Raw genomic sequence first — 24,224 nt, forward strand, 5'->3', positions numbered from 1 at the left:
AACACAAGGGGAGACAACACGATGAGGTTTGTCTCCCTTTTTTTAAACAACCGTTTAACTATTACCCCTGAAACTCTAGTGAACGATTCCTCTTTGAAAACTGTCCCTTTTAGTGAACTTCCTCCTTTAAACCCAACTTTTCAGTATGATGAGAAACTTCAACAAATCCTCTATGGTAAGCAACTTCTATTTGATGAATTACCTTTTACAGTAGATCAAATTCAACTGCATTATGAAAATGGTTATGTGAAATATTCACCTGGTATCTGTAAAACTTCTAACGGTTATTTATGTAGCCGGTGCGGAAACGAGAAGAGTCGTTTGTTTGCGATGTTTTCTTGTTTTCGCTGTAAGAATGATAACTGTGTGTACTGTCGGAACTGCATCATGATGGGGAGAGTTAGTGAGTGTACTCCGTTGATTTCTTGGAGTGGACCTGAAGTGAGGTGGCCAGATGAAAACAACCTGTTTTGGAATGGTGAATTATCGATTGGTCAACAACTAGCATCTCAAAAGTTTGCAGATAATATCGGAAGTGATGGTGAACTTTTAATTTGGGCTGTGTGTGGAGCGGGTAAGACAGAAGTACTCTTTAAAGGGATTGAAAAAGCATTGAATCTCGGACTTCACGTTTGTATAGCGACTCCTCGTACGGATGTGGTACTTGAATTAGCTCCTCGTTTAAAAGCGGTTTTTCCAAACACGAAGGTAGCGAGTTATTATGGTGGATCAGAAGAACGTGAAACACCAGCACAACTCGTTATCTCAACGATGCATCAGCTGTACCGATTTAAACAAGCGTTTAACATCATGATCGTCGATGAAGTCGATGCTTTTCCTTATTCTTACGATAAAACGCTTCAGCATGCGGTGTCTCATGCCGTTACACCAAAACACTTTCTTCTTTATTTATCTGCGACTCCTTCTAGAACGATGAAAAAAGCAACACAAAAAGGGACATTACAATGCGGAAAAATTCCAAAGCGGTTTCATGGATTTCCATTACCTGTTCCAAAAATGGTTTGGGGTGGGGAGTGGAAGAAGAGGTTGGAAAGAGGGAAACTACCTGCTCCATTTCTAAAGTGGTTGAAAGCCCAAGTTGAGAGTGGACGACGAGCGATGATATTTGTCTCTTCCGTATCCGTTTTAGAAAAGCTGACAGAACTTATAAGGAAGGAAGTTGATGTATCCGTTGACAGTGTTCATGCCGAAGATCCATTCAGGAAAGAAAAAGTAATCCAGTTTAGGAATCAAGATACTCAATTATTAGTTACAACAACCATACTAGAACGCGGAGTTACTGTTCCTTATTTAGATGTCGCAGTGTTTGGTGCCGATCACGATGTATTCACAGAAAGTGCCCTCGTTCAAATAGCAGGACGAGCAGGTAGAAGTAAGGATGATCATAATGGTAAGGTACTTCTTTTTCATTACGGTAAATCGCTAAGCATGATACAAGCGCTCAACCATATAAAGAGCATGAATAAGGAGGCTGGACTTTGAGTTATTGTCTTTACTGTCATGAACTATATTCTGAAGCTTGGTCATGGGAAGCGCTGATTGGCTTAAAGCAATCACCACTATTGTGCCAAGACTGTGAAAGGAAATTAGTGAGGATAAAAGGTGAGATATGTAGAATATGCGGTCGTGACTTTTCAGTATTTCCCGAGCAATATCGACAGAATAATTGTTGCTTTGACTGCATTCGGTGGGAGTATGACGAGGAGTGGACCGGCGTTTTAAAGCAAAATCGGTCACTTTATGTCTATAACGACTATATGAAAGAAATGATAGCCAAGCTGAAATATCGTGGAGATGCTGAAATTGTTAAAGCCTTTTACCCAGTGTTGAGTTCGGAGTTTAAAAAGATTTCCCGTGATGCAATCCTTGTTCCCATTCCATTAAGTGAGGAACGGCATTATGAAAGAGGATTTAATCAAGCTGAACTTTTGGCAGTTGGAATGAAAAAGCCAGTAGAACACCTATTAAAAAGAAAAACGCATGAAGAGAAACAAAGTAAGAAAACACGTGAGGAGCGGTTATCTCAAAAAGAGAATCCGTTTGAAGTCATAGATTCTGTAAAAGTGAAAGATCAGAAAGTCATCCTAGTCGATGATGTATACACAACAGGAAGTACATTACGATATGCGGCGAAAGTCCTGATTGAAGCTGGTGCGATAGAAATCTCCTCAATTACCCTAGCACGATAAATAAAACGAAGGACCTGTTAAAACTCGCTCACTCAAATCCGATATATACAGAAGATAGAAGTTTTAAGGAGCGGGAAGCGATATGGACAATTTAATGAACTGTCCGCAGTGCGGCAAACTTTTTGTGAAGTACATACGTGAACAGTGTGATATGTGCTTTCGAGAAGAAGAACATGATTATGATAAAGTATACCGATTTCTTAGAAAGAGTGAGAATCGTAAGGCAACAATAGTCGAAGTAAGTGAATCAACGGCAGTGGCTGAAAGTAAGATCATCTATTTCATACACCAAGGGAGAATTCGAGTAAAAGGATATCCGAATTTTACATATCCGTGTGATGGCTGCCAATCCCCAATCAACAATGGGCGTTTATGCGAAGAGTGTAAAGCTCGTATCAAATCAGAGCTCTCATTAGAGGACTTGATCAGAAGAAAACAAGAAGAAGCATTACCTTCTTACCATACTGATGACAATTAACCTATTTTCTTTTCATCACTTAAAGATTTTTATAAAATAGCCGATATATTAAATAAGATTAAAGTCTCTAGATGAGGTGACTAAAAATGCGAATTAACCATTTTAACTCTATTCAAAATAACCCATACACAAAACAGGTGCCCCATATGAAGGATAATCATGTTAAGGATGCATACAAAAAAGATGAAATACAAATTTCAGATGAAGCAAAGAAACTCTTGTCTTCCTCAAAATTTGAACAAGACCGGACGAATAAAGTGAATGAGATTAAACAACAAGTGGATAGGGGAACATATCAAGTCAATGTTTCTAAAACAGCAGCTTCCATTATTCAATATTACAAGCAGGGTTAAGGAGGATCTCATGGAAACGGCACAGATGACATCACTTCTTGAACGTTTGATTCAATCCCACACAGATCTTCTAACTCTTGGTGAACGCAAAACAGAAGTGCTTAAATCAGGAGATATGAAATCATTAGACGTTTTGTTAAAAGAAGAAGATCTACAAGTGAAAAGACTTCAACAGATAGAAAAAGAAAGACTTGTTAAGTTTGCAAATGTCACGTTAGATGATGTTTTAGAACAAGTAGAAGAACCCGAAAAAGAACGATTGTTGAATCTGCAAAACAGACTGATTAATGTTTATGATGCTTTAAAAGATATAAATAAACTAAATCAAGGGTTGCTTGAGCAGTCACTTCAATATGTAAATATGTCACTTAGTATGATGCAGCCTCAAAGTGAACCTGTGACTTATAACCAGACGAAAAAAAATCCTTATCACAATAACGCAGCATCACTTTTTGATTCGAAAGCTTAAACCTACGGAGGAATTACAATGCGCTCAACCTTTCATGGATTAGAAACAGCCCGTCGAGGAATGTTTACACAGCAAACCGCTCTTCAAACGACAGGTCACAATATAGCAAATGCGAATACTCCTGGGTATAGCCGTCAAAGAGTGAACTTTGTTCAGACTGAAGCATATCCAGCTGCGAGTATGAATCGCCCGCAAATTCCTGGACAGATGGGAACGGGTGTAGCGGCTGGATCGGTACAGCGTGTTCGCGAAGGATTTCTCGATACTCAATTTCGAGGAGAGAACAACAAGCTTGGGTATTGGGATGCGAGAAGTGAAGCGCTTGAGAAGATGGAAGACATCATGAATGAACCATCTGACAATGGTTTAGCAAAAACTCTTGACCGTTTTTGGCAATCACTCCAAGATCTATCGGTTAACCCTGAAGATTCAGGTGCACGTTCCGTTGTGCGTCAGCGTGGGTTAGCAGTAGCAGAAACGTTTAATTATCTTTCAAACTCGTTAACTGCCATACAAGGTGATTTAAAGTCGCAAGCTAATATCACGACAAAAGAAATTAACGCACTTCTTGACGATATTCAGAGCATTAATAAACAAATTAGTGAAGTTGAGCCGCACGGCTATCTTCCTAATACACTCTATGATGAGAGAGATAGTTTAGTAGATCGTTTATCCACTCTACTAAATGTAGAAGTTACAACAAATCCTAGCGGTGGTAAACCAGATCCACTAGCTGCTGGACTTTATGATATTAAAATGAAAGACAAAGATGGAACTGAGTTTACATTGGTAGATTCTGCAACGGGACAGGTTAACCACCTTGCGATTAAATATGATGATGCAACAGGTGGAAATGGATTAGCGGACAGTGTGGTAGTAAACGGTACTGAGATTGCTGTAAGTAAGTTTGCGGGCGGTAAGCTACAAGGTTTGATAGAGTCCTATGGTTATAACGACAATGGTTCTGTTAAGGGAATCTATCCAGAAATGCTTGCAAACCTTGATCAAATGGCTTATCAGTTTGCGACAGAATTTAATAAAGTTCATTCTGCAGGATGGAGTCTATCGGAGATTGAGGCAGGTGCTCACACCGGTTATAATTTCTTCGACCTTGGAGGGGTATCTGATCCGGTAAATCCTAAAGGTGCAGCAAAATTACTCAAACTTCATGATGACATGAAGGAGTTGGATAACATTGCAGCTGCAACTAACCAATTTGCTGGGGACGGTAGCAATGCATTACGATTAGGTGATGTGAAGAATGCACCACTAGATTTTCCAGGCAGTAAATCATCTTTACAAAGCTTTTATGAAGGAGCAATTGGTAAGATGGCAGTTGATGCACAGCAAGCGGTTCGACTCACGAACAACTCAGCTGTATTGACGGATTCCGTTCAACAACGCCGACTTTCTGTAAGTGGTGTCTCCCTTGATGAAGAAATGACAAACATGATTCAGTTTCAACATGCTTATAACGCATCTGCTCGAAACATCACAGTAATCGACGAGATGCTAGATAAAATCATTAACGGCTTGGGTGTCGGCGGAAGGTAGGTGCAACTAAATGCGCGTAACGCAATCGATGTTATCTAATAACATGCTGCGACATATAAGTAATAGCTATGAAAGTATGGCCAAAACACAAGAACAATTAACAACGGGTAAAAAAATAAGCCGTCCATCAGATGATCCAGTCGTTGCGATGAAAGGCATGACTTACCGAACAAATCTAACAGAGGTTGAGCAGTACAAGCGAAACCTATCTGAAGCGTATAACTGGATGGATAATTCAGATGCTGCTCTTGATAAAGCAACAAGTGTGATGCAGCGTATTCGTGAGCTAACCGTTCAGGCAAGCAACGGAACGTATGAAGAATCTCAAAAAGGCATGATTGGAAAAGAAATTGAACAGTTAAAAGAACATCTCGTTTCTATCGCCAATACACAGGTTGCTGGGAAGTACATTTTTAATGGGAATGATACAACGAAAAAACCGGTTGATTTGAGCAAAACACCTTCCGTTTCAGATAATGGTAATACGGTTAACCTTGAACTATCTCAAGGTATAGAAGTTGCAGTTAACATCAACCCTAAAAATGTATTTACTCATACAGCTGGCTCACCGGAAAGCGGTTTGTTCGGGGATATTAATGAGTTGAAAAAAGCCCTTGAGAGTACTTCAGGACAAGATATTAGTGGATTTCTAGAAAAGTTAGATTCTCACATCAATAATTTAGTTTCTGAACGCGCTGAGTTAGGAGCAAGATACAATCGAGTAGAACTAATTGATGCTAGAGTTGGCGAGCAAGAAGTTATCGCGAATCGCATACTTTCTGATAATGAAGATGCGGATATCGAGCGTGTAATTACAGACTTAAAGATGCAAGAAAGCTTACACCGTGCGGCATTAGGAGTAGGATCTCGCATCATGCAACCGACACTTATGGACTTTTTACGATAAATCTAAGAGAGCTATCCTTGTGATAGCTCTTTTCTTGCAATAAAATATTTTGGAGGGATCAATAATGAATGTTCCTCAACTTAGACTAGAATCCACGAATGCTAGAATAGGACTACAAACACAGCAGCCTGTTCAAGAAATCCAACAAGCCCCCGCTGATTTGCAAATTAAACAGCCGAAAGCTGAACTAGAAGTGAATGTAACACCTAATCAATTAACCATTGATCAAACAGAAGCATGGGCTGACATGGATTTAAAACACATCTCACGCAGGATTGAAGAGTTTGCACAAAGAGGTTATGAAGATTGGCTATCTGGTCTGGCTCGAATGTCTCAAGAAGGCGATGACTTAATGAGGGTAGAGAACGGTGGTAATCCAATAGCGGAACATGCCAAAATGAATAGTGAAAGTCCTATGTATGAGTTTAACATCGGCTTTATTCCGAGAGCAAACAGTGTGAAAATCAATTATCAACCTAGTAAAGTTCAACTAAATTGGCAGACTCACAAACCAGAGATTGATGTTACGATTAATAGACCTCAGCATCAATACACTCCAGGTAAGGTAAATATAAGCATGGAACAAATGCCTTCTTTAACAATCAACTGGACGACATAGAATACAAAAAATAAAGGATGATTGCTATGATACTTCATACCAAGTTTGAAGAGATAATAGAGGTATCTGAGAAAGATATCTTACATTTTGAACAAGGATTACCGGGTTTTGAAGACGAAAAACAATTTGTTCTTTTACCTATGGAAGGGACTCCATTTTCAACCCTGCAATCGGTGTCCACAAAAAAACTGGCTTTTTTTACAACAAACCCATTTCTATTCTTTAAGAACTATGATTTTGAATTAGTAGAATCGGTACAATGTCAATTGAAAATAAAAGAAGAATCTGATGTGCTGGTTCAGATCATCTTAACGATACAAGAACCTTTAGAAAAATCGACAGGTAATCTTCAGGCACCTGTAGTGATTAATGTAAAGGAAAACTTAGCAAAGCAAGTAGTACTACCTGATAGTAAATACCGAACAAGACATGAGTTACTAGAATCTAGCATTATCGGACAGGAGGGTTAAGGCATGCTTGTATTAACCCGGAAGCTACAAGAAGCTATTAAAATTGGTGAAGATATTGAATTAACTGTGTTATCCATAGATGGTGAACAGGTGAAGATAGGAATTTCTGCGCCAAAACATATAGAGATCCATCGTAAAGAAGTCTTTCTATCTATTCAACAAGAGAACAGTAAAGCAGCAAGCACCTCACTCAACACATTCCAGACATTAAAAAAGTTAAAAAACTCATAAAATCCATTAAAGATGTTTCTAATTACTCCGATATAACGAATGTAGGAACAAGCAGTACTTTTAACGGCCGTAAGAGTACGAATGTTTCAATAAAGAATCCAACCACAAGGATGTGGGCGGAACACATTCAAGGAGGAAATTATAATGAGAATTAATCACAATATCGCGGCACTTAACACACACCGTCAATTAGCAAGTGCTTCTAATGCACAAAGTAAATCAATGGAAAAATTATCTTCAGGTATGCGTATTAACAGAGCTGGCGATGATGCAGCAGGATTGGCAATCTCTGAAAAAATGCGTGGGCAAATCCGTGGTTTAGAACAAGGTTCAAGAAATGCCCAGGATGGAATTTCAATGCTTCAAACAGCTGAGGGAGCATTAAATGAAACACATTCTATTCTTCAACGTATGCGTGAACTTGCTGTTCAATCTTCAAATGATACGAATGTAACTGAAGATCGTGCGGCAATTGATAAAGAGTATCAAGCGTTAGCAACAGAGATTACTCGTATTTCTGATGATACAGAATTTAATAAACAAAAACTTTGGGATGGAACTACCACTGCTGTAGAATTTCAAGTTGGACCAAATGCTGCACAAAAAATCTTATTTACTTTTGAGAATATGGATGCGGCGACAATTATGGGAACAGTTGGAGATTTAACAAGTAAGACTAACGCACAAACAGCTATAGGTGCTTTAGATACAGCGATTGGAAAAGTTTCAACTGTACGCTCAGATTTAGGTGCTACTCAAAATCGCTTGGAACACACTATCAATAATTTGAACACCTCTTCTGAAAACTTGACTGCTGCTGAGTCTCGTATACGTGACGTAGACATGGCGAAAGAAATGATGGAGCAAACTAAAAACTCTATCCTTTCTCAAGCAGCTCAAGCAATGCTGGCTCAAGCTAACCAACAGCCACAAGGAGTACTTCAATTATTACGTTAATGATAAAAAGGGATCTTCTTTTACAGAAGGTCCCTTTATTAGATTAAGATTGTAAACAGGAGTTGTTTTCTTGAAAACTTTAGCTTTGGTAATGATAGTTAAGAATGAGGAAAATAATCTTAAAAGGTGTATTGATAGCGTTAAGGACATAGTGAACGAAATAATAATTGTTGATACAGGTTCAACAGATTTCACAAAGAGTATTGCAGTTGAAAAGGGTGCCAAGTTGTTTGAATATAAATGGAAAAAAGATTTTTCTGATGCAAGAAATTTTAGTATAAAACAATCAACCTCTGATTGGAATTTAGTCTTAGATGCTGATGAATACATTTTATCTAACGCTGAGTCATTAAAATACTTTATTGAAAATAATGACAATAGAATTGGAAGGATAAATATTTTAAGTAAGTATTTTGATAATGGACAAGAAATGGTTGAGTCAACTTATGTGACTAGATTGTTCCCTAACAAAGCAATTTTCTTCAAAGGAAAAGTTCATGAACAATTAGATACGAACCTACCAAGAGTAAATATTCCTGTTAGTGTTGCGCATGATGGTTATTATCTTACTGATAAAACCGATAGAAACCTCCCCCTGTTACTGGAGGAACTAAATGAGACTCCGAGTGATGCTTACATCCTCTACCAAATAGGGAAGCAATATTATTTAAAAAAAGAATATACTAAAGCAAATAATTATTTTTCCTCATCTTATAAAAACATAAAAAATAATGTGAACTATAAACCTAAAATGGTTATTGATTATATGTATAGTTTGATAAAAAGTGGGAATTTAGAATTTGGTTTAAGAATAATTGAGAAAGAAAAAAATAATCTAACTATGTATACTGACTTTCACTTTGTGTGTGGTGTTTTTTTTATGGAGTTAGTATTCAGTAATGTTAATAAATTCATAAATTATCTTCCTTTTATTGAACATCAGTATTTAAGATGTTTAGAAATAGGTGAAGATGAAAAACAAGAAATTGTGAAGGGCACTGGTAGTTTTTTAGCTCTTTATAATTTAGGAACAGTATATGAAGCAATGGGTAATATAGATAAAGCAGTAGAGTATTATAAAAAATCTTCGGAATATAAATATAAACCAGCTACAAAAAGGTTGGAAGCATTGAGAAATTGATAAAGATTTTTATTAAACATGGTCCTTTCTTAACAGAAAAACTATGATGGCTTAAACTAACCACAACCACAAGGAGTTCTTCAACTTCTTCGTTAATTTCATTAAGTCATCGGGATATACCCCGGTGGCTTTTTTACATCATGCTCGATTATTCCTATAGATTAGTTGCATAGTCTAAACAGGTTAAAGTACTAAGTTTAAATATTAAACCTTATATGAGAGTAGGTGTAAGTATGGATATTGCTGCTCTTTCTGTCATGATGAATCACTCACAAGTCAAGCAACAAGCGAACATCTCTGTTATGAAAATGGCGATGAACACTGCTGAACAAAACAATGTGAATTTGACCAGGATGCTGGAACAGTCTGTTCAGCCACACATAGGTAGCAAAATAGATTTAAAGTTATAAAGAGATCTCTTTTTCAGAGGTCTTTTCTTTTTGTCGATATTCCTGTCGACTTTTGCAACACATTTCTAGTAAACTTTCTTTCTCAATATGGGTATACTTCATTAGTAGAGGAGAGTGAGCGGAGATGGAACGGCTTGTACGAATACAGCGACATTTGTGGGTTTGTTTGTGTTTAGGTCTCTTAAATGCGGCAGATGCTCTGTTTACTCATCAGTTGCTGCAAAAAGGTGGTAGAGAACTAAACCCGTTGATGCGTGGTATCTATGAATATGATCCTGTTATCTTTCTGCTAGTTAAATTCTTTTTTACGTATTTGATCATCGCAGTTGGATTTGTTCCTTTAAAGAAAAGAGTTCAAGTGTTACTCAACATAGCATTGCTCATTTATTCTGTAGTAATTATATGGCATATAACCATTAATGTTCTACTCGTAAGATAAGTAAAATTCTCTCTATAAATAGCATATAAAAAAGCCCACCAGAATCTCTGGTGGGCTTTAATAGTTATTTCAAATACCTATCTATTTTTTTCACAGATAACTCTGTTACTTTTGGTAGTCCTTCGGGTGGGTTTTGAATAAGATCTGGGTTATAAATGACTCTTAGCCGTGATTCATCAGGTGAGATTCTGTCTTGGTTATCATCGTATTTGTCTCTAGAACTACCTTCAGTTACATTACCTCTAGTAGCATTCAACACAACTTTTCTGCCAAATACTCCACCTTGTAATTCAACGTTAGATCCAACTCCGTAGATTTCCATTAAGTCCTCTGAATAAAAGAATCCTCTTATAATATTAGGATCATTTTTATAAACGTTGTTATTGGCAATCAGTATTTTTTTCTTACCAAAGAGTACTAATGATTTCTCATCTTCGTTCCCATTCTGAGTTCCTTCTAACCTAGCAAAACGGATCGTTGTTGTTCCTGTTACGTAAATCACAGAATCAAATTTTACATGTGAATTCCAGATCGTTAGGTTACCATTTACAAAGATAGGACCTTTTATCTCGAATTTCTCGTAGTTGTTAACATTATAATGGCCGTTAGCTTCAGGTTTTCCAATTGTTAAATTACCACCAATGTATGCACCATTTTCGAATGACAGTTGGTTCCAATTTGCGATTTTGTTCGGATGACTATTAAACGATACACTATTAGTTGTGCTCAAACGTTTAAACGAAAAGCTTTCCATAAAAGGAACAGGATTCACTGAATTAACGTATACATTTCCATTGTTAGTTCTGGAATTGGTACATCTGTTTTGAAGATCTAATATAAATACACAATTTGCAGGTGGTTTAGTAACTGTAAAGTTCCTAGTTGAATCTGTAAAAAAGTAATCATCATTTTGGTCGTCAATTTTAATCGGAGTGAACTTTGGTGTTCTTGTCTCAATTTTGGGAACGTACTTACTTTGAAAGCTTGTAAAAGCTGGACTTATAAAGTTTTTATCTAGTTTTTCATATTTTCCCTGTCCTAAAAATTCCTCGTACCAGTTAAGTGATGAAGGAAAATCTTTTTCTTTAATATGAACACTGTAGTTTGGAGAATTTTTCAGTTTATATAAATTCTTCAGCAAGATCAGCCGGGCTTTTTGAGAGCCTTCACCTTCCATACTCGGATAATCTGATGGAATCCAGTTTCTTGCCTCTCCTTCAATACCGTTATTGTGAGTCACTAAGTTACCTTCAACATAAACATCGCCTTTAATGGCTACTCCGCCATGTAGAAACATGTTTCCGTCATCGGTAGAAGAATTACAATTACTGCCCGTACAAGGGAATGGATTATACGAACCAAGCGCATAATTAAGTGCTTCAGGTGTTTGTTTACCGCCAAGCTGAATCGTTGAAATTAAGGTTTTTGTTTTTCCTTTTACTGTTGCCTGGCTATGTATAGTCATCGTTTGCGTTAAGTCTTCGGGATTCGTTGAGATTCTCTTACGATCATAAATCTTAACTTTAACGACACCGTCTTCTGCAGGAATAGTGGAGTTAGGCAAAAAAGCATCACTTGGTTTGTCTACTTCATAATTATCTAGAAGGTTAGTTAGGGCTGTGTCGAATGCAGAAACATCCAGGTTTATATAATCTTTTGACCGAGTCTCTAGAAGGGTGGATACATAATCAATTCCTTTTTCAGCCAGTTCAATAGATTGAATTTGCGTTTCACGCGCATCTGTTTTTTTGACACCATTAAATGTTGTAGTGACTAAGGAGAGTCCTGCGACCGTGAAAATAACGATCATCAAAAGGGCGATTATCAACGTATTACCTTTTTCAGAACAAAAGTATTTCATGCGTTATTCCTCCATTAGTCTAAATTGACTTTCTAGTTTTAGCTTTTTTGCATTGGCATTCTTGTTACTTCCAACTAACAGATCAATTTTAATACTTTTATCCACTATAGTTATTGTGGATCCTGAGAAATTAAAATCGTTAGAGCTAATCTGCCTGCCATCGATAACAGGCTTATCTTGTACGAATCCAATGGTTTTGCTCGTATTGTTATTTAATTTATAAACGAGATTATTAGGATCATTCACTGTTTCTTTCACTTTTGAAGGTGTTGCAGTGTAAAGTACGTTAATAAATTCTGACATGACTAAATCTGCTTCATCACGAATTAATGTTTCATTATAAATTTTGTTCTCTGTTTTTAATCCGTTGAGTAAAACGAAATAAACAGCAGTAGCGATAATGGAGAAGAGAACAAGGGAAAGTAAAGATTCGACTAAGGTGAAACCTCTTTGGTCTAAGTATCTAATTCGTTCTCGCAGCATCTTTTAAATACCCCTCTACAGATGTAGGATTTGGTTTCCCATAATTGACAAGAACTTTTGCAGAATATAGTCCTATCTCTTTATCGGCAGGTAATTGTTTAACTCTTATGGTTATCTTATATGGCTTATTATTAATATCCATCTCATATAAACTTTGGCAAGCAGAGGTTGAACAGGTGGATTTGGTTAATGACTTTTCAGACATTCCAGAAATCAAATTAATTCCATATGGCTCATGATTAATCTGTATACGCTCCAATGTCATCCGAGCTAGATTGGTAGCAACTAGCTTTGTGTTATTTCCTGCTGATATTTGGTTTGCTTGGTGAAAAAACTGCGAAATCCCTATAACGGAAACAGATAGGATCGTTAATGAAATAAGAACCTCTATTAGAGAAAAACCTTTTTCTGAAAGCATTATAATCATCCTTAACTGTTTTTTTTTGGTCATAAAGACCTAGTAATAAAGATTTTACTGCTTAATTATACAATATTTTTTAGAAAAGTTTGATATTATTGGGTGATTTTTAGTAAAAATGTAGTATTATAGGTTTAATTAGCGAATATTGGAATTGAGGAGAGTTCATTGACACAAATTATTGTTTTGTTAGTAATCACATTAATTGTAGGTTCGCTGCTATATTTTTATCCTCCAAACGTTAAACGGCCATTAAAAATGACAATTCTAGGGCTAGCTTTTTTGTTGGCTTTAGGAGGGTTGTTTATTTTAAATAATTTATCTTTTGGATTAGCTCTTACTGCAATGATGTTAATTGCTTTCATTGCATCATATATAGCAGCAAAAAAATTCAACTTAGTTTCAGCGAGTACAGGGCAATCAGATATTGTTTTTTCTTTTTCCCAGAATGAAATAGCACCTGAGGAGTATGTTCAAGAGAATCTTATAGAACAAGATGAACACGCTGCTGCAATAGAAGAATTAGTAATGAGCAGTGAATTTGATAACGAGATAAAAGTATTTGAAGAAGGTTCATTGATAACTGAAGATTTACAAGCGTTAGACCCTAATGAACTATTAGATTTAGATATCGACAAAATTATAGCAGAAGAAGAAAAAATGAGTATAGATATCGTTTTGCCTGTAGAAGAACTGGAAACGGAAGACATACTCTCTGAATCTATTGAAGATGAATTCGAATTCTTAAAAGAAACGAGAGAAATATCTGATGAAGAGCTTACGAATATGCCTATAGCTACCGATATAGAAAATGAGGAGATTCTTTTACAACGCGCCTCATTATTAGAAGATTTAGGTGAAACGGACACAATAGTAGAGACACCGGATATTGAAATCTCATCACTCGAGGAGATCATTGAACCAACCGAAGAACTATCTCATGATAAGAACTTTATTTTGGAGGATAATGAATCATCAACAGAATCCATGCTTGAGGAACTACTAGAAGTAGAGGATACAGAAGAGTTGTTAACTGCGATTGAAGAGATAAACACCGAAGAAGCCCACATCATGGAAGAACCTATCATCGAAGTTGAAATCACATTAGAAGAGCCTATACAAGTTGAAGTTGAATCTGAAATTGAAGCAACACCTATGGAAGAAGTAGTTGAAACAGTAGAATCGGTTGAAGAGATAGAATCATACGAAGAGCAAGATGAGTTTTCTGTGTCGGATACAGAAGAAGTAGTGGCTGAAATAGAAGAAGTTGAAGCCTCTATTAACGAATCCGTTGAGATCAGTACACCTGATATGAATGTAGAGCTACAGGATATGTTTCTAAGTACCTTGCGCTCGTACGAAGAGACAGGCGATCATAGCTCTTATCAAGAAATGCTCGTCACATTATTGAACCAAAAATTATCAGACAAAGACTTCTATCTGTTTTCAAAACTATTGTTAGATTCTTATGTGAAATCTAGTGAATTAAACAGCTTCAATCCTTTAATTGAGAAAATGGAAGAAAAGCTAAGCATTTATCCTGTTATTGTAGAAGAGCTTCAAAGATACAAAGAAATGAACAAATAACATAATTATTTAAAACATAAAGGACTGGGTGAGTAATATGAAAAAAAGTAATCAATTTGTTGGACTGCCTATTATTAGTATTGCAGATGGAGCAGAAGTAGGACATGTAAAGTCATTAGTCGTTAATCCAAAAGAAGGTATGGTTGATTTCCTAACGGTTGAACATGCGGACTGGCAGATCAGCGTACGCGCGGTTCCATTTAAGAAAATTGTAGGTGTTGGAGAGTTTGCAGTAATGATTGAAGACAGCACATCGATCTTTGATTTAACAGAGATTCCGATCGCAAACGAACTTGTGCAAAAGAAAATTACTGTAGTTGGAGCTAAGTTGATTGATCGTAAAGGTCAACTGATTGGAGAAGCGACAGAGTTCTTTATCAACGAAGACACGGGAGCCATTCTTGGTCTGGAATTGTCACTACGCTCAAAGAAAGTCATCCTTTCATCCGAACAGCTTATCACTTATGGACGTGATTTGATCGTTATTAAAGAAGAAGCACAGTTGAACTTTTTAGATAAAGCTGAGTCTTTATTAGGTGGCGCTGTTGAAGTAGAAGAAGAGGTTGCTGTGTCTGTTGAAACAAACGAATTATCTGAGTTTCAAGAAAAGCAACTGAAATTATTGACTGGACGAACGACAACCAAAGATATCTTCGAAAGAAACGGTGAGCTTTTATTTCCGAACGGAACCACTCTAAATAAAGAGGATGTGCGGAAAGCTCAAGAGAAAGGACCTGCCGTTCTAGCAGAACTTTCCATGAACGTTGTGGGCTAAAGAGAACGCGATGGCTAAAAGAGAATTCAATCCCAAAAATTTTCTTGTGATCTTTGCATCCCTTAGCCTTGCAGCTCTTTTTCTTTTCTTTTTTAGTCACTTAGGGACAAAGGTATACTCTAATATTTTCGAAGAAGAAAAGTATGGTACGGGGGTTGCTATCGCTTCTATCCCTTTAGAAAATCTATCAAAATCAGAAGCGCTTCCACTGGTTAACGAAAAAGTATCACAGTGGCAAAACGAGCATCCCGTGTACTTGGTTTACATCGAGCAAAAAGTTAAATTGCCTAGTGATGTATGGCAGTTTCAGGTTGAAGATAGTCTGAAGAATCTTTCGGATAGTGTTTCACCGTTATTAGTAAACGTAAATAAGGAAACGGTTGAAAAATCGATACAACAACTTCAAGTTAGTGGACTTACAGAGTTATTGGATGAAGAGATGCTACATGCGCACCTGAAAAAGATAGGCTCTACTTTACAAACAAATGAACTTGAAATCCCAATAAACGAATTTCTCACTACGTTCGGACAAGCAGAAGAAGTGGTGAGTGAAAGCACGATTAAACTCCCAGGAGAGCATGTTCTTTTGGAAGATTGGGTAGAGGGTTTAGAAAATTATGAGATGAAACCAGGAGAAGTTTTCTCATTAATAGGAGCTCTAGAAGAAGTAGACATGACGGCACAAGATTCGATTGATCTTAACGTGCTGGCTAGTGGCATTTATGGAGCGATACAAAAAACAAACTTCAGCATCATCGAACGTCATACATCAAGAGAGCTGCCTGATTATGCGTCACTAGGATATGAAGCACTCGTTAAACCTCAAGACATGGATCTAGCTTTTAAGAATACAAATGCTTCGTCTTATAAGTTCAACTTTATGATGGATGGAAACAATTTAAGCGTTTCTATTGTTGGGGTACCACTTCCTTATACATATACCGTCAAAGTGGACAAGCAAGTATTTGAACCAAAGACTATTATTCATTTTAATGACCAGCTGGCATCGATTCTGAGTGCAGTTACCGTAAGTGGTGGAAGGGAAGGCTATCTGGCAACGGTCTATCGTAAATCGTTTGGTTCTGGTGGTGAGGAAGTGGCTTCGGAAAAGCTGGCAGAAGATTTTTATCCGCCGCGACATCGTATAGAGGTGAGAGGCTATCCGGTTGAGGAAGAGGAAACGCCTGAAACAACACCAGAAGAGGGTACACCTGGAACGCCTTATCCGTATCCTTTCCCGTATTATCCAGATCCGAATAATCCGATGAACCCTTATGTACCTGTAATGCCAGGTATTCCGGGAACTGACCCTTCGGATAAACCAACTACATCAAAGCCTGTTCCAGAAAAAGAAACAAATCCTAGTAATCCTGGTAAAGAGAGCGACGGTGAGATAAAGTGATCGTTCAAAAAAAGCGCCTTGGTGATCTTTTAGTAGAGTCTGGATTAATCACTGAAGAAGTTCTTCAGCAAACGTTAAAAGAAAAACGTAGCAACCAAAAACTTGGTGATGCTTTTATCGAAAAGGGTCTGCTGACCGAACAGCAGCTTATCGAGGTACTTGAATTTCAACTCGGTATTCCGCACTTAAGCTTGTATCGCTATCCCATTGATGAACAAGCAGTGGCAATTGTCCCAAGAGAGTTTGCTAGAAGACATTTTCTTATGCCGGTGAAAAAGGAAGCAGATAAGCTCTTTGTTGCGATGGCAGATCCTATGGATTTTACCGTTATCGATGATTTGCGATTAACAACTGGTTTTCAAATTGAACGTGCGATATCAGCAAAAGACGATATTATACGTGCTCATAACAAGTATTACGATATCGATGATTCTATGGACGAGTTTCTTGATCTTCTGCCACAAGGTGCGTCGTTGAGTGATGACAGCCGAATGACAGAAGAAGATTCACCAATCGTTAAGCTCGTGAATCAGATCATCCAGCAAGGTGTTCAGCAAAAAGCGAGTGATATCCATTTTGATCCTCACGAAACCAAGATTGTGATTCGTTACCGAATCGACGGGATGTTAAAAACGGAACGAAGTCTACCAAAGCATATGCAGAACATGCTGACGGCTCGTATTAAGATTATGGCGAACTTGAACATAACCGAAAGCCGATTGCCTCAAGATGGACGAATAAAGATGACACTGGATATGCATCCTGTAGACCTTCGTGTATCTACATTGCCAGCGATCTATGGTGAGAAGATTGTCCTGCGTATTCTTGATCTCGGTAGTTCGTTAAATCATCTAGAGAATCTAGGTTTTAACAAGCTGAACATGCAGCGGTTTACAAATCTAATCAAACAGCCGAACGGCATTATCTTAATCACGGGTCCGACGGGATCAGGTAAATCATCAACTCTGTATGCAGCATTAAACAAGTTGAACACAGAGGAAGTGAACCTAGTAACGATTGAGGATCCAGTTGAATACCAACTGGCGGGGATTAACCAGATTCAAGTGAACTCTTCAGTTGGTCTTACGTTTGCAAGTGGTTTGCGTTCTATTCTCCGACAGGATCCTGACATCGTCATGATCGGGGAAATTCGAGATACTGAAACGGCTGAAATTGCAGTTCGTGCGTCTCTAACGGGTCACTTAGTATTAAGCACGCTTCATACGAATGACTCAATCGGTACGATCGCTCGTCTTACTGATATGGGTGTTGAACCGTTCTTAGTTGCTGCATCGCTATCTGGAGTTATCGCTCAGCGGTTGGTCCGAAGAGTATGCCGTGATTGTAAACAAACGTTTAAAGCGACAGAACGAGAAAAAGAAATCTTCGCTAAACGCGGTATCAAGATTGAAGCCGTTTCTCGTGGAAAAGGCTGCGGCATGTGCAACAGTACGGGATATAAAGGCAGGATTGCTCTTCATGAAGTTTTAGTTGTGGACGAGCATATTCGCCAGCTCATTATGAACAACAGACCAATTGTAGAATTGCGTGATTATGCGATGAAAAATGGAACTATCTTTTTGATTGATGATGGGTTCCTAAAAGTGAAACAAGGCTTAACGACGACTGAAGAAGTCTTGCGTGTAGCCATCAACGAGTAGGTGCTGACATGAAAGAAAAGCTGGAACAATGGCTGAGAGCAGCCTTTCAATTAAAAGCATCAGATGTTCACCTGTCTGTTGGGATGCCTCCTGTTTTTCGAATCAATGGGGGATTAAAACGATACGGTAGTGAAGCGTTGAGACCCGAGGATACGGAACAGATTTCACAACTAGTCATTGATGAAAAGTATTATTCCGATTTTGAAGAAGCGGGAGAAATTGATATCTCGTATGGGATTCAAGGATTATCGCGGTTCAGGGTAAACGCATACCGTCAGCGGTCCTGTGTGAGTCTTGCTTTTCGAATCATTCCAACTTCTATTCCCAGCATGGAAGATCTGAAGCTTCCTGAAAGTGTACGGAAGATGGCGGGGAAACATCAAGGACTCGTGCTTGTTACCGGCCCAACGGGGAGCGGTAAGTCTACGACTCTTGCCTCGATGATCGATTTTATGAACCGGACGATGAGTCGGCACATAATTACGTTAGAGGACCCGATCGAGTACTTGCACAAACATCGAACGTGCGTGATCGACCAGCGTGAAATTGGGTTTGATACGAACAATTTTGCAAACGGCCTTCGCGCAGCACTCCGTCAAGACCCTGATGTGATTCTGCTCGGGGAAATGCGGGATCTGGAAACCATTGCAACAGCTATTACGGCAGCGGAAACGGGTCACCTTGTTCTAGGCACACTACATACGACAAACGCATCATCAACGATTGATCGAATCGTCGATGTGTTTCCACCGGAACAACAAGGACAGATCCGTATTCAGTTAGCCTCCGTCTTAGTCGGTGTCATGTCGCAAAGGCTTCTTCCAACCAATGATGGTAAAGGAAGAAGAGCGATTACTGAGGTGTTAGTCAATACACCTGCTGTAGCGAACTTGATCCGCAATGAAAAGATTCACCAGATTCATAGTGTGATGCAGACAAGCAAAAACGCTGGTATGCATACGTTTGAGATGTCTGCCAAGGAAGCTCTTGAGCGCAACGAAGTTTCAAGAGAGTTCGTGGAGCCATATCTCCTGGAGAAGGGAGGCTAAGATGGCACAGTTTAGTTATGTAGGTCGTGACAAGAGCGGAAAAAAACGTACAGGCTCCGTTCTTGGGCTATCCAAGCGTGAGGCGGTTCTAAAGCTAAAAGAAAAAGGAATCGCAGTCACAGAAGTACAAGAGATGAAACAAACGCTGTTTAACAAAGAAATTTCGTTAGGCAGTCCAGTAAAATCTCAGCAGTTTGTCATTTTCTTAAGGCAGTTTGCAACATTGTTGCGAGCGGGTGTATCCGTTGTTGACTCGACAAGTATCATGGCTGCTCAGACAGAAAGTAAGGCGCTGCAAAAGGTGTTAGCAGATGTGGAAGAAGAGCTTCGGCAAGGTAACCCATTGTCTAATGCGATGAGTCGACACCGAAATGTGTTTCCACCGATGGTCATTAACATGGTGTCCGCAGGTGAAGCAGGTGGTAGTTTGGACGATACACTCGATCAACTAGCGACCTACTTTGAAAAGCAGCATTATACGAAGCAAAAGATCATATCAGCGATGATGTATCCAATGATAGTCGGAGTGGTGGCAGTATTTGTAGTAATCTTCTTGCTAGCTAAAGTTGTGCCAACGTTTGCGGCTATGCTTCAAGAAGCTGGAGGAGAGCTCCCAGCTATTACACGATTTGTTTTAGGAGCCAGTGATTTTGTGCAAGGTTTTTGGTGGCTTTTACTCATATTCTTGGTGTTATTCTATTTGGCACTCTTGATTATTCGTAAAAATAAATCAAGCCGATATTACTTTGATTATGTAATTTTGAAAGTTCCTATATTCGGTAAACTACTTCAGAAATCTGCACTTGCGAGGATGACACGAACGCTTAGTTCACTGTTTTCAAGTTCAGTTCCAATTCTGCAATCCTTATCGATTGTGGAAAAAGTGGTAGAGAATGAGGTAGTGGCAAAGGTGATTCGTGAATCGAGAAGTTCTCTGGAAACCGGTCAGCGATTGACAGAACCGATGAAAAATCATTGGATATTCCCGCCACTCGTAACCCAAATGATATCAATTGGTGAAGAAACTGGATCGCTGGATGAAATGCTTGCAAAAGTAGCAGATTTTTATGAAAAAGAAGTTGAAACGGGGACAGATCGCTTAAAAGCGTTGATTGAGCCATTGATGATTGTTTTCTTGGCATCTGTAGTTGGTACGATTGTTGTATCCGTAATGGTACCGATGTTTGAAATTTATAAAACAATTGGTTAATACATCAAAAAATATTGGGAGTGAACAAAGTTGTTTAATAAACTATTAAAAAAACACGCAAAAAATGAAAAAGGACTAACGCTCATTGAGTTGTTGGTAGTTATCGTTATTCTAGGTATTATAGCAGCTATTGCTGTTGTAAGTATAGGTGGAATTATTGGAAAAACTAAAGATAAAGCTGCAGTTAGTGAGGCAGTTCAAATTATTAAAGCAGCAAAGATGGCACATTCAACAGAAAATAATGCAACGACTTGGACAAGTACAGCGGAAGCTAATAACCCATTAAAAGAGTATGTTAGTAATTTAAAGGATAACGCATGGACTGTTACATTTGATGCGACTACAAAAACATATAAAATATCAGATCATGCAGCACTTGATGCTATGAAAAAAACAAATACTTCTCAAGCTGATCCTATTACAGAAGCACAATTAACGACTTATCTTGGTGGAAATTAATTCTACGAATTTAAAGGAGATGCAAGATAGATGTTAAAGAATTTTGAAAGATTTTTAAAAAATGAAAAAGGTTTAACACTGATTGAATTGTTAGTGGTAATTGTAATTCTAGGTATTATCGCAGCAATTGCGGTGGTAAGTATAGGTGGAATTATTGGTAAAACAAAAGAGAAAGCACAAGTTACAGAAGCGGTTCAAATTATTAATGGCGCAAAATTAGCATATGCTGCTGACAATAAAGCTTCCTCTTGGGAGAATTCTAGCTCTCTATCAGATTATGTTAATAATTTAAAAGATAGCGAGTGGAAGGTAACATTAGCAAGTGGAGCATATAGCATTGATGGACACGCAGCAGAAGCTGTTAGTGGGGTTGATACAAATACAGACGGTGTATTATCTGAAACTGAATTAACTAAATATTTAGGTGGACAGTAAAAAATAAAATGCTAATTCTCCTTTTCTTGAGAAGGAGAATTAGTATTATTCTTACGCACTAACATCAAGGGGAAACTGAAATTGCGCATCATTTTACGATTTCATCTATATAAGGTGCAATGGTCAAATGAATCGCTAATAAGTTAATAGTTTTGCATTCTAGACAGAGGTGAAAACATATGTTATTCAATCTAGGGCTTTTCAACAAAAAGAGAATCAACTTAATACTCCAAGATCATGTTATCCGTTATTTGGATTACCGTCACCCAGAAGATCTTGATGTAAGAGGTACTGGTGAACGTTATCTTCCTGAAGGATTGATTCATGATGGCCTAATTGCAGATCGTGAAACTCTTTTAACCATTCTAGAAGAGTGTGTAGCGGAGTGGGGAATCAAAGGTCGGGAAGTTCAGTTTTTAATCCCTGATAGCAAGCTCGTTATTCGGAAACATCAGGTTCCCACTAATCAAAAGGATGAAGAGATTAAAGACTACTTATATATGGAGCTAGGTAATACCATCCATCTTCCGTTTGAGGATCCTGTATTTGATTATGTGTTACTTGATACAAATGAGGAGAAACGAGAGATTTTACTTTTTGCCGCTTCCGAAAGAATGGTACACGATTATTCATCACTGCTTACAGATGCTAAGTTAAAACCAGTTGTTGCCGATGCTTCATGCGTCGCCTTGTATCGACTTATTTTTATGAAGGATCTCGTTTCTGAAAAAGATCATACCCTTTGTCTGCAGTTTGATATTCCTGCCGTTCAACTAAGTATCTTTCACCATCATAAGCCTTATTTCTTCAACCATCTAAAAATGGAGACTGATTATAAGAGCTGGAATTTTAAACAGCATTCTACTGGCGTACAGAGAATTGAATGGCAAGGTGATTCTGGTTATATACATGGATTAATAGAGGATAAATTGGTAGAGATAGAGCGCATCGTAAACTATTACAAGTTTACCATTAATCAAGGTGAACAGGGTGTAACGAAAGTTGTGTTGTCTGGTGAGTTGCCAGAGTTGTCATACATTCAAGAAAGATTGTCTTCCAAACTGGATGTACCCGTACTGACGATCAAACCCTCTGACACATTACTGCCTCCACAATTTGATGTAGTACTAGGTCTTGGGCTAAAAGAGGTGCAGCTATGTTAGTCGATATTAATCTTTTACCCGTTAAAGAAAGTAAATCATTAAAGACTACCATTCTATTAATAGCTGCAGTGACGTTGTTTCTAGGGTCAGCCACTTGGTTAGGACTCGACTATTATGTAAGTGCAGGCACACTGCAAGAAAAAGAACGACTATTAGAACAAGAAAGACTTCTCGTGCAAACGCAGTTGGAGAAACAGCAACAAGCAGTTCCACAAGTTGAATCAGAACCTTTAGCAGAAAAGATTGATTATATTCGTAATAAGAAGATCGCTGCTACAGATTTACTTCAGCACTTAGTTGCCCTGCTTCCAGAACGTGGTTTTTTTATGAAATATGAATACAAAGATAAGAAGACAATCTATGTTGAAGCTCAGTTTGATACACTAGCGGAAACTTCTCACTATTTATTTGAATTAACCAATTCTCCTTATCTAGCAGATGCTACAATTGAAAAGATGGAAACGACTAACTTTGAGGAAATCAATAATGGAGAAGATATGACAGCTATGGAAGAGTATCTGCCCCGTTATAAAAGTCTCTATAAGATTGAATTTGATAAAGAGAAAATTCTTGAGTTAAAAGGTGAAGAGAATGGCGGAGAATAAAAAGCTTCTTACATATGTGGGACTAGGTGTCATTCTTTTAATGGTTATAGGTGGAGTATATGGATACTTTGGATTACTGTCACCTTTGCATCAGAGAATTGAATCGGTAGATACAGAAATGAAACAGCAAGAGGTACTGTTAAAGAATGCTAATGAATCTGTTGCTGTAACTACACAAACGAGTGAAAATACATTTGCTCTACAAGAGGAAGTGCCGGTTAAGCCTCTTGTTGATCAACTTATGCTGCAGTTCGAGAAAGCAGAGGTCTTATCTGATAGCCTTATCCTAACGATGGACTTTTCAGATGGCGAAGCATCAGAAGAGGAAGAGGTTGTTGCTGAAGAAGAGGCTTCTGATAGTCCTACCCCTGAAGGTCCTGCAAATGAAGAAACCACTGAAACCGAAAATGCAGATGAAAGTGCTGAAAATGTTACCGAAGAAGTAGAAGATGAAGATGCAAACGAAAGCGATACGGTGGAAACAACTGAACCACAAACACCTGCTGTACCTGAAGTTTTACCTCAAGGCGTAAAAAAAATTACTGCTGAGATGTCAGTTGTATCAAAAGATTATGAAGGTATTCAAAAGTTTATACGAACCATTGAAGAATTAAAGCGTGTCATTGTTGTAGAAGGCATTACGTTTACTGGTATGGAAGAACTTGAAATCGCTTCTGCTGATGCTGTTACCGACCAGCTCAAATACGAGATCACCATTTCAGCCTATTATTTACCGGAACTCACGGATTATTTAAAAGATCTTCCTAAGGGAGAGTTTCCAGCTCCGAACGGAAAAGACAATCCTTTAATCAACAATGACGATGAGTAGATATAGAAAAGCCAATCCCCGTATGTTTTTTTCGGATGATTGGCTTTCT

General features: G+C 38.1%; 28 protein-coding genes. 25 read left to right on the forward strand and 3 right to left on the reverse strand.

The window, feature by feature from the left end:
- Nucleotides 1-21: 21 nt before the first annotated feature.
- From FS458_RS03320 to FS458_RS03385, 14 genes are all read left to right on the forward strand, one after another.
- Nucleotides 22-1,503, forward strand: coding sequence for a DEAD/DEAH box helicase (locus FS458_RS03320; RefSeq protein ID WP_313957514.1), 1,482 nt, complete (start codon nucleotides 22-24; stop codon nucleotides 1,501-1,503).
- The gene (locus tag FS458_RS03325) at nucleotides 1,500-2,210 is read left to right on the forward strand and encodes a ComF family protein (protein WP_144697837.1); all 711 of its coding nucleotides are present in this window, start codon (nucleotides 1,500-1,502) and stop codon (nucleotides 2,208-2,210) included. Before FS458_RS03320 ends, FS458_RS03325 begins: the two co-directional genes overlap by 4 nt.
- A gap of 82 nt (nucleotides 2,211-2,292) precedes the next feature.
- Nucleotides 2,293-2,688, forward strand: coding sequence for a TIGR03826 family flagellar region protein (locus tag FS458_RS03330; RefSeq protein ID WP_144697839.1), 396 nt, complete (start codon nucleotides 2,293-2,295; stop codon nucleotides 2,686-2,688).
- An 86-nt stretch (nucleotides 2,689-2,774) separates the two neighbouring features.
- Nucleotides 2,775-3,041, forward strand: coding sequence for a flagellar biosynthesis anti-sigma factor FlgM (gene flgM / locus FS458_RS03335; protein WP_144697841.1), 267 nt, complete (start codon nucleotides 2,775-2,777; stop codon nucleotides 3,039-3,041).
- Nucleotides 3,042-3,051: 10 nt separating this feature from the next.
- Nucleotides 3,052-3,510: a flagellar protein FlgN gene (locus tag FS458_RS03340; RefSeq protein WP_186320431.1), complete on the forward strand. Its 459-nt coding sequence runs from the start codon at nucleotides 3,052-3,054 to the stop codon at nucleotides 3,508-3,510.
- 18 nt (nucleotides 3,511-3,528) lie between these two features.
- Nucleotides 3,529-5,064 (forward strand): flagellar hook-associated protein FlgK, encoded by a 1,536-nt coding sequence (gene flgK / locus FS458_RS03345; protein WP_144697845.1) that lies wholly within the window; start codon nucleotides 3,529-3,531, stop codon nucleotides 5,062-5,064.
- Between the two features lie 10 nt (nucleotides 5,065-5,074).
- A complete protein-coding gene (gene flgL / locus FS458_RS03350) occupies nucleotides 5,075-5,971 on the forward strand; it encodes a flagellar hook-associated protein FlgL (RefSeq protein ID WP_066398006.1) in 897 nt (298 codons plus the stop codon).
- A 64-nt stretch (nucleotides 5,972-6,035) separates the two neighbouring features.
- On the forward strand, nucleotides 6,036-6,590 hold the full coding sequence (locus tag FS458_RS03355) for a DUF6470 family protein (RefSeq protein WP_144697847.1): 555 nt from the start codon (nucleotides 6,036-6,038) through the stop codon (nucleotides 6,588-6,590).
- Between the two features lie 26 nt (nucleotides 6,591-6,616).
- On the forward strand, nucleotides 6,617-7,060 hold the full coding sequence (gene fliW / locus FS458_RS03360; protein WP_144697849.1) for a flagellar assembly protein FliW: 444 nt from the start codon (nucleotides 6,617-6,619) through the stop codon (nucleotides 7,058-7,060).
- Between the two features lie 3 nt (nucleotides 7,061-7,063).
- Nucleotides 7,064-7,291, forward strand: a complete 228-nt coding sequence (gene csrA / locus FS458_RS03365) for a carbon storage regulator CsrA (protein WP_144697852.1) — start codon at nucleotides 7,064-7,066, stop codon at nucleotides 7,289-7,291.
- A gap of 144 nt (nucleotides 7,292-7,435) precedes the next feature.
- Nucleotides 7,436-8,248 carry a flagellin gene (locus FS458_RS03370; protein WP_144697854.1) on the forward strand — a complete coding sequence of 271 codons (813 nt, stop codon included), beginning with the start codon at nucleotides 7,436-7,438 and terminating at the stop codon, nucleotides 8,246-8,248.
- Nucleotides 8,249-8,318: 70 nt separating this feature from the next.
- A complete protein-coding gene (locus FS458_RS03375) occupies nucleotides 8,319-9,389 on the forward strand; it encodes a glycosyltransferase (protein WP_144697855.1) in 1,071 nt (356 codons plus the stop codon).
- A gap of 233 nt (nucleotides 9,390-9,622) precedes the next feature.
- Entirely contained in the window at nucleotides 9,623-9,799 is a 177-nt protein-coding gene (locus FS458_RS03380; RefSeq protein ID WP_144697857.1) for a YjfB family protein, read from the forward strand.
- Between the two features lie 124 nt (nucleotides 9,800-9,923).
- Nucleotides 9,924-10,238 carry a DUF5658 family protein gene (locus FS458_RS03385; RefSeq protein ID WP_066397985.1) on the forward strand — a complete coding sequence of 105 codons (315 nt, stop codon included), beginning with the start codon at nucleotides 9,924-9,926 and terminating at the stop codon, nucleotides 10,236-10,238.
- A gap of 64 nt (nucleotides 10,239-10,302) precedes the next feature.
- Here the strand turns inward: FS458_RS03385 and FS458_RS03390 are convergent, their stop codons facing one another.
- Genes FS458_RS03390 through FS458_RS03400 form a run of 3 tightly spaced genes read right to left on the reverse strand, consistent with a single transcriptional unit; the run spans nucleotide 10,303 to nucleotide 13,000 of the window.
- Entirely contained in the window at nucleotides 10,303-12,099 is a 1,797-nt protein-coding gene (locus tag FS458_RS03390; RefSeq protein WP_144697859.1) for a hypothetical protein, read from the reverse strand.
- A 3-nt stretch (nucleotides 12,100-12,102) separates the two neighbouring features.
- Nucleotides 12,103-12,582 carry a prepilin-type N-terminal cleavage/methylation domain-containing protein gene (locus tag FS458_RS03395; RefSeq protein WP_144697861.1) on the reverse strand — a complete coding sequence of 160 codons (480 nt, stop codon included), beginning with the start codon at nucleotides 12,580-12,582 and terminating at the stop codon, nucleotides 12,103-12,105.
- Nucleotides 12,563-13,000 carry a type IV pilus modification PilV family protein gene (locus FS458_RS03400; RefSeq protein WP_066397981.1) on the reverse strand — a complete coding sequence of 146 codons (438 nt, stop codon included), beginning with the start codon at nucleotides 12,998-13,000 and terminating at the stop codon, nucleotides 12,563-12,565. The genes FS458_RS03395 and FS458_RS03400 overlap by 20 nt, the downstream gene beginning before the upstream one ends.
- 168 nt (nucleotides 13,001-13,168) lie before the next feature.
- On the opposite strand from FS458_RS03400, the gene FS458_RS03405 reads away from it, so the two are divergent.
- The 11 genes from FS458_RS03405 to FS458_RS03455 all read left to right on the forward strand — a co-directional run bounded on the left by FS458_RS03405 (nucleotide 13,169) and on the right by FS458_RS03455 (nucleotide 24,175).
- A complete protein-coding gene (locus FS458_RS03405) occupies nucleotides 13,169-14,587 on the forward strand; it encodes a hypothetical protein (protein ID WP_144697865.1) in 1,419 nt (472 codons plus the stop codon).
- A 37-nt stretch (nucleotides 14,588-14,624) separates the two neighbouring features.
- Nucleotides 14,625-15,362 (forward strand): PRC-barrel domain-containing protein, encoded by a 738-nt coding sequence (locus tag FS458_RS03410; RefSeq protein WP_066397975.1) that lies wholly within the window; start codon nucleotides 14,625-14,627, stop codon nucleotides 15,360-15,362.
- Between the two features lie 10 nt (nucleotides 15,363-15,372).
- Nucleotides 15,373-16,764 (forward strand): VanW family protein, encoded by a 1,392-nt coding sequence (locus FS458_RS03415; protein ID WP_144697867.1) that lies wholly within the window; start codon nucleotides 15,373-15,375, stop codon nucleotides 16,762-16,764.
- The gene (locus FS458_RS03420) at nucleotides 16,761-18,425 is read left to right on the forward strand and encodes a GspE/PulE family protein (protein ID WP_144697869.1); all 1,665 of its coding nucleotides are present in this window, start codon (nucleotides 16,761-16,763) and stop codon (nucleotides 18,423-18,425) included. Before FS458_RS03415 ends, FS458_RS03420 begins: the two co-directional genes overlap by 4 nt.
- An 8-nt stretch (nucleotides 18,426-18,433) precedes the next feature.
- Nucleotides 18,434-19,474: a type IV pilus twitching motility protein PilT gene (locus FS458_RS03425; RefSeq protein ID WP_066397967.1), complete on the forward strand. Its 1,041-nt coding sequence runs from the start codon at nucleotides 18,434-18,436 to the stop codon at nucleotides 19,472-19,474.
- Between the two features lies 1 nt (nucleotide 19,475).
- Nucleotides 19,476-20,684 (forward strand): type II secretion system F family protein, encoded by a 1,209-nt coding sequence (locus FS458_RS03430; RefSeq protein WP_066397965.1) that lies wholly within the window; start codon nucleotides 19,476-19,478, stop codon nucleotides 20,682-20,684.
- A 30-nt stretch (nucleotides 20,685-20,714) separates the two neighbouring features.
- On the forward strand, nucleotides 20,715-21,143 hold the full coding sequence (locus FS458_RS03435; protein WP_066397963.1) for a type II secretion system protein: 429 nt from the start codon (nucleotides 20,715-20,717) through the stop codon (nucleotides 21,141-21,143).
- A gap of 30 nt (nucleotides 21,144-21,173) precedes the next feature.
- Nucleotides 21,174-21,578, forward strand: a complete 405-nt coding sequence (locus FS458_RS03440; RefSeq protein WP_066397961.1) for a type II secretion system protein — start codon at nucleotides 21,174-21,176, stop codon at nucleotides 21,576-21,578.
- Nucleotides 21,579-21,757: 179 nt separating this feature from the next.
- Nucleotides 21,758-22,741, forward strand: coding sequence for a type IV pilus biogenesis protein PilM (gene pilM, locus FS458_RS03445; protein WP_144697871.1), 984 nt, complete (start codon nucleotides 21,758-21,760; stop codon nucleotides 22,739-22,741).
- On the forward strand, nucleotides 22,735-23,346 hold the full coding sequence (locus FS458_RS03450; protein ID WP_066397949.1) for a PilN domain-containing protein: 612 nt from the start codon (nucleotides 22,735-22,737) through the stop codon (nucleotides 23,344-23,346). The genes pilM and FS458_RS03450 overlap by 7 nt, the downstream gene beginning before the upstream one ends.
- Nucleotides 23,333-24,175, forward strand: a complete 843-nt coding sequence (locus FS458_RS03455) for a hypothetical protein (protein WP_144697873.1) — start codon at nucleotides 23,333-23,335, stop codon at nucleotides 24,173-24,175. Before FS458_RS03450 ends, FS458_RS03455 begins: the two co-directional genes overlap by 14 nt.
- The last annotated feature ends 49 nt before the right edge of the window (nucleotides 24,176-24,224 follow it).

Source organism: Fictibacillus phosphorivorans (assembly GCF_007673525.1).
Classification (GTDB): Bacteria; Bacillota; Bacilli; order Bacillales; family Fictibacillaceae; genus Fictibacillus; species Fictibacillus phosphorivorans_C.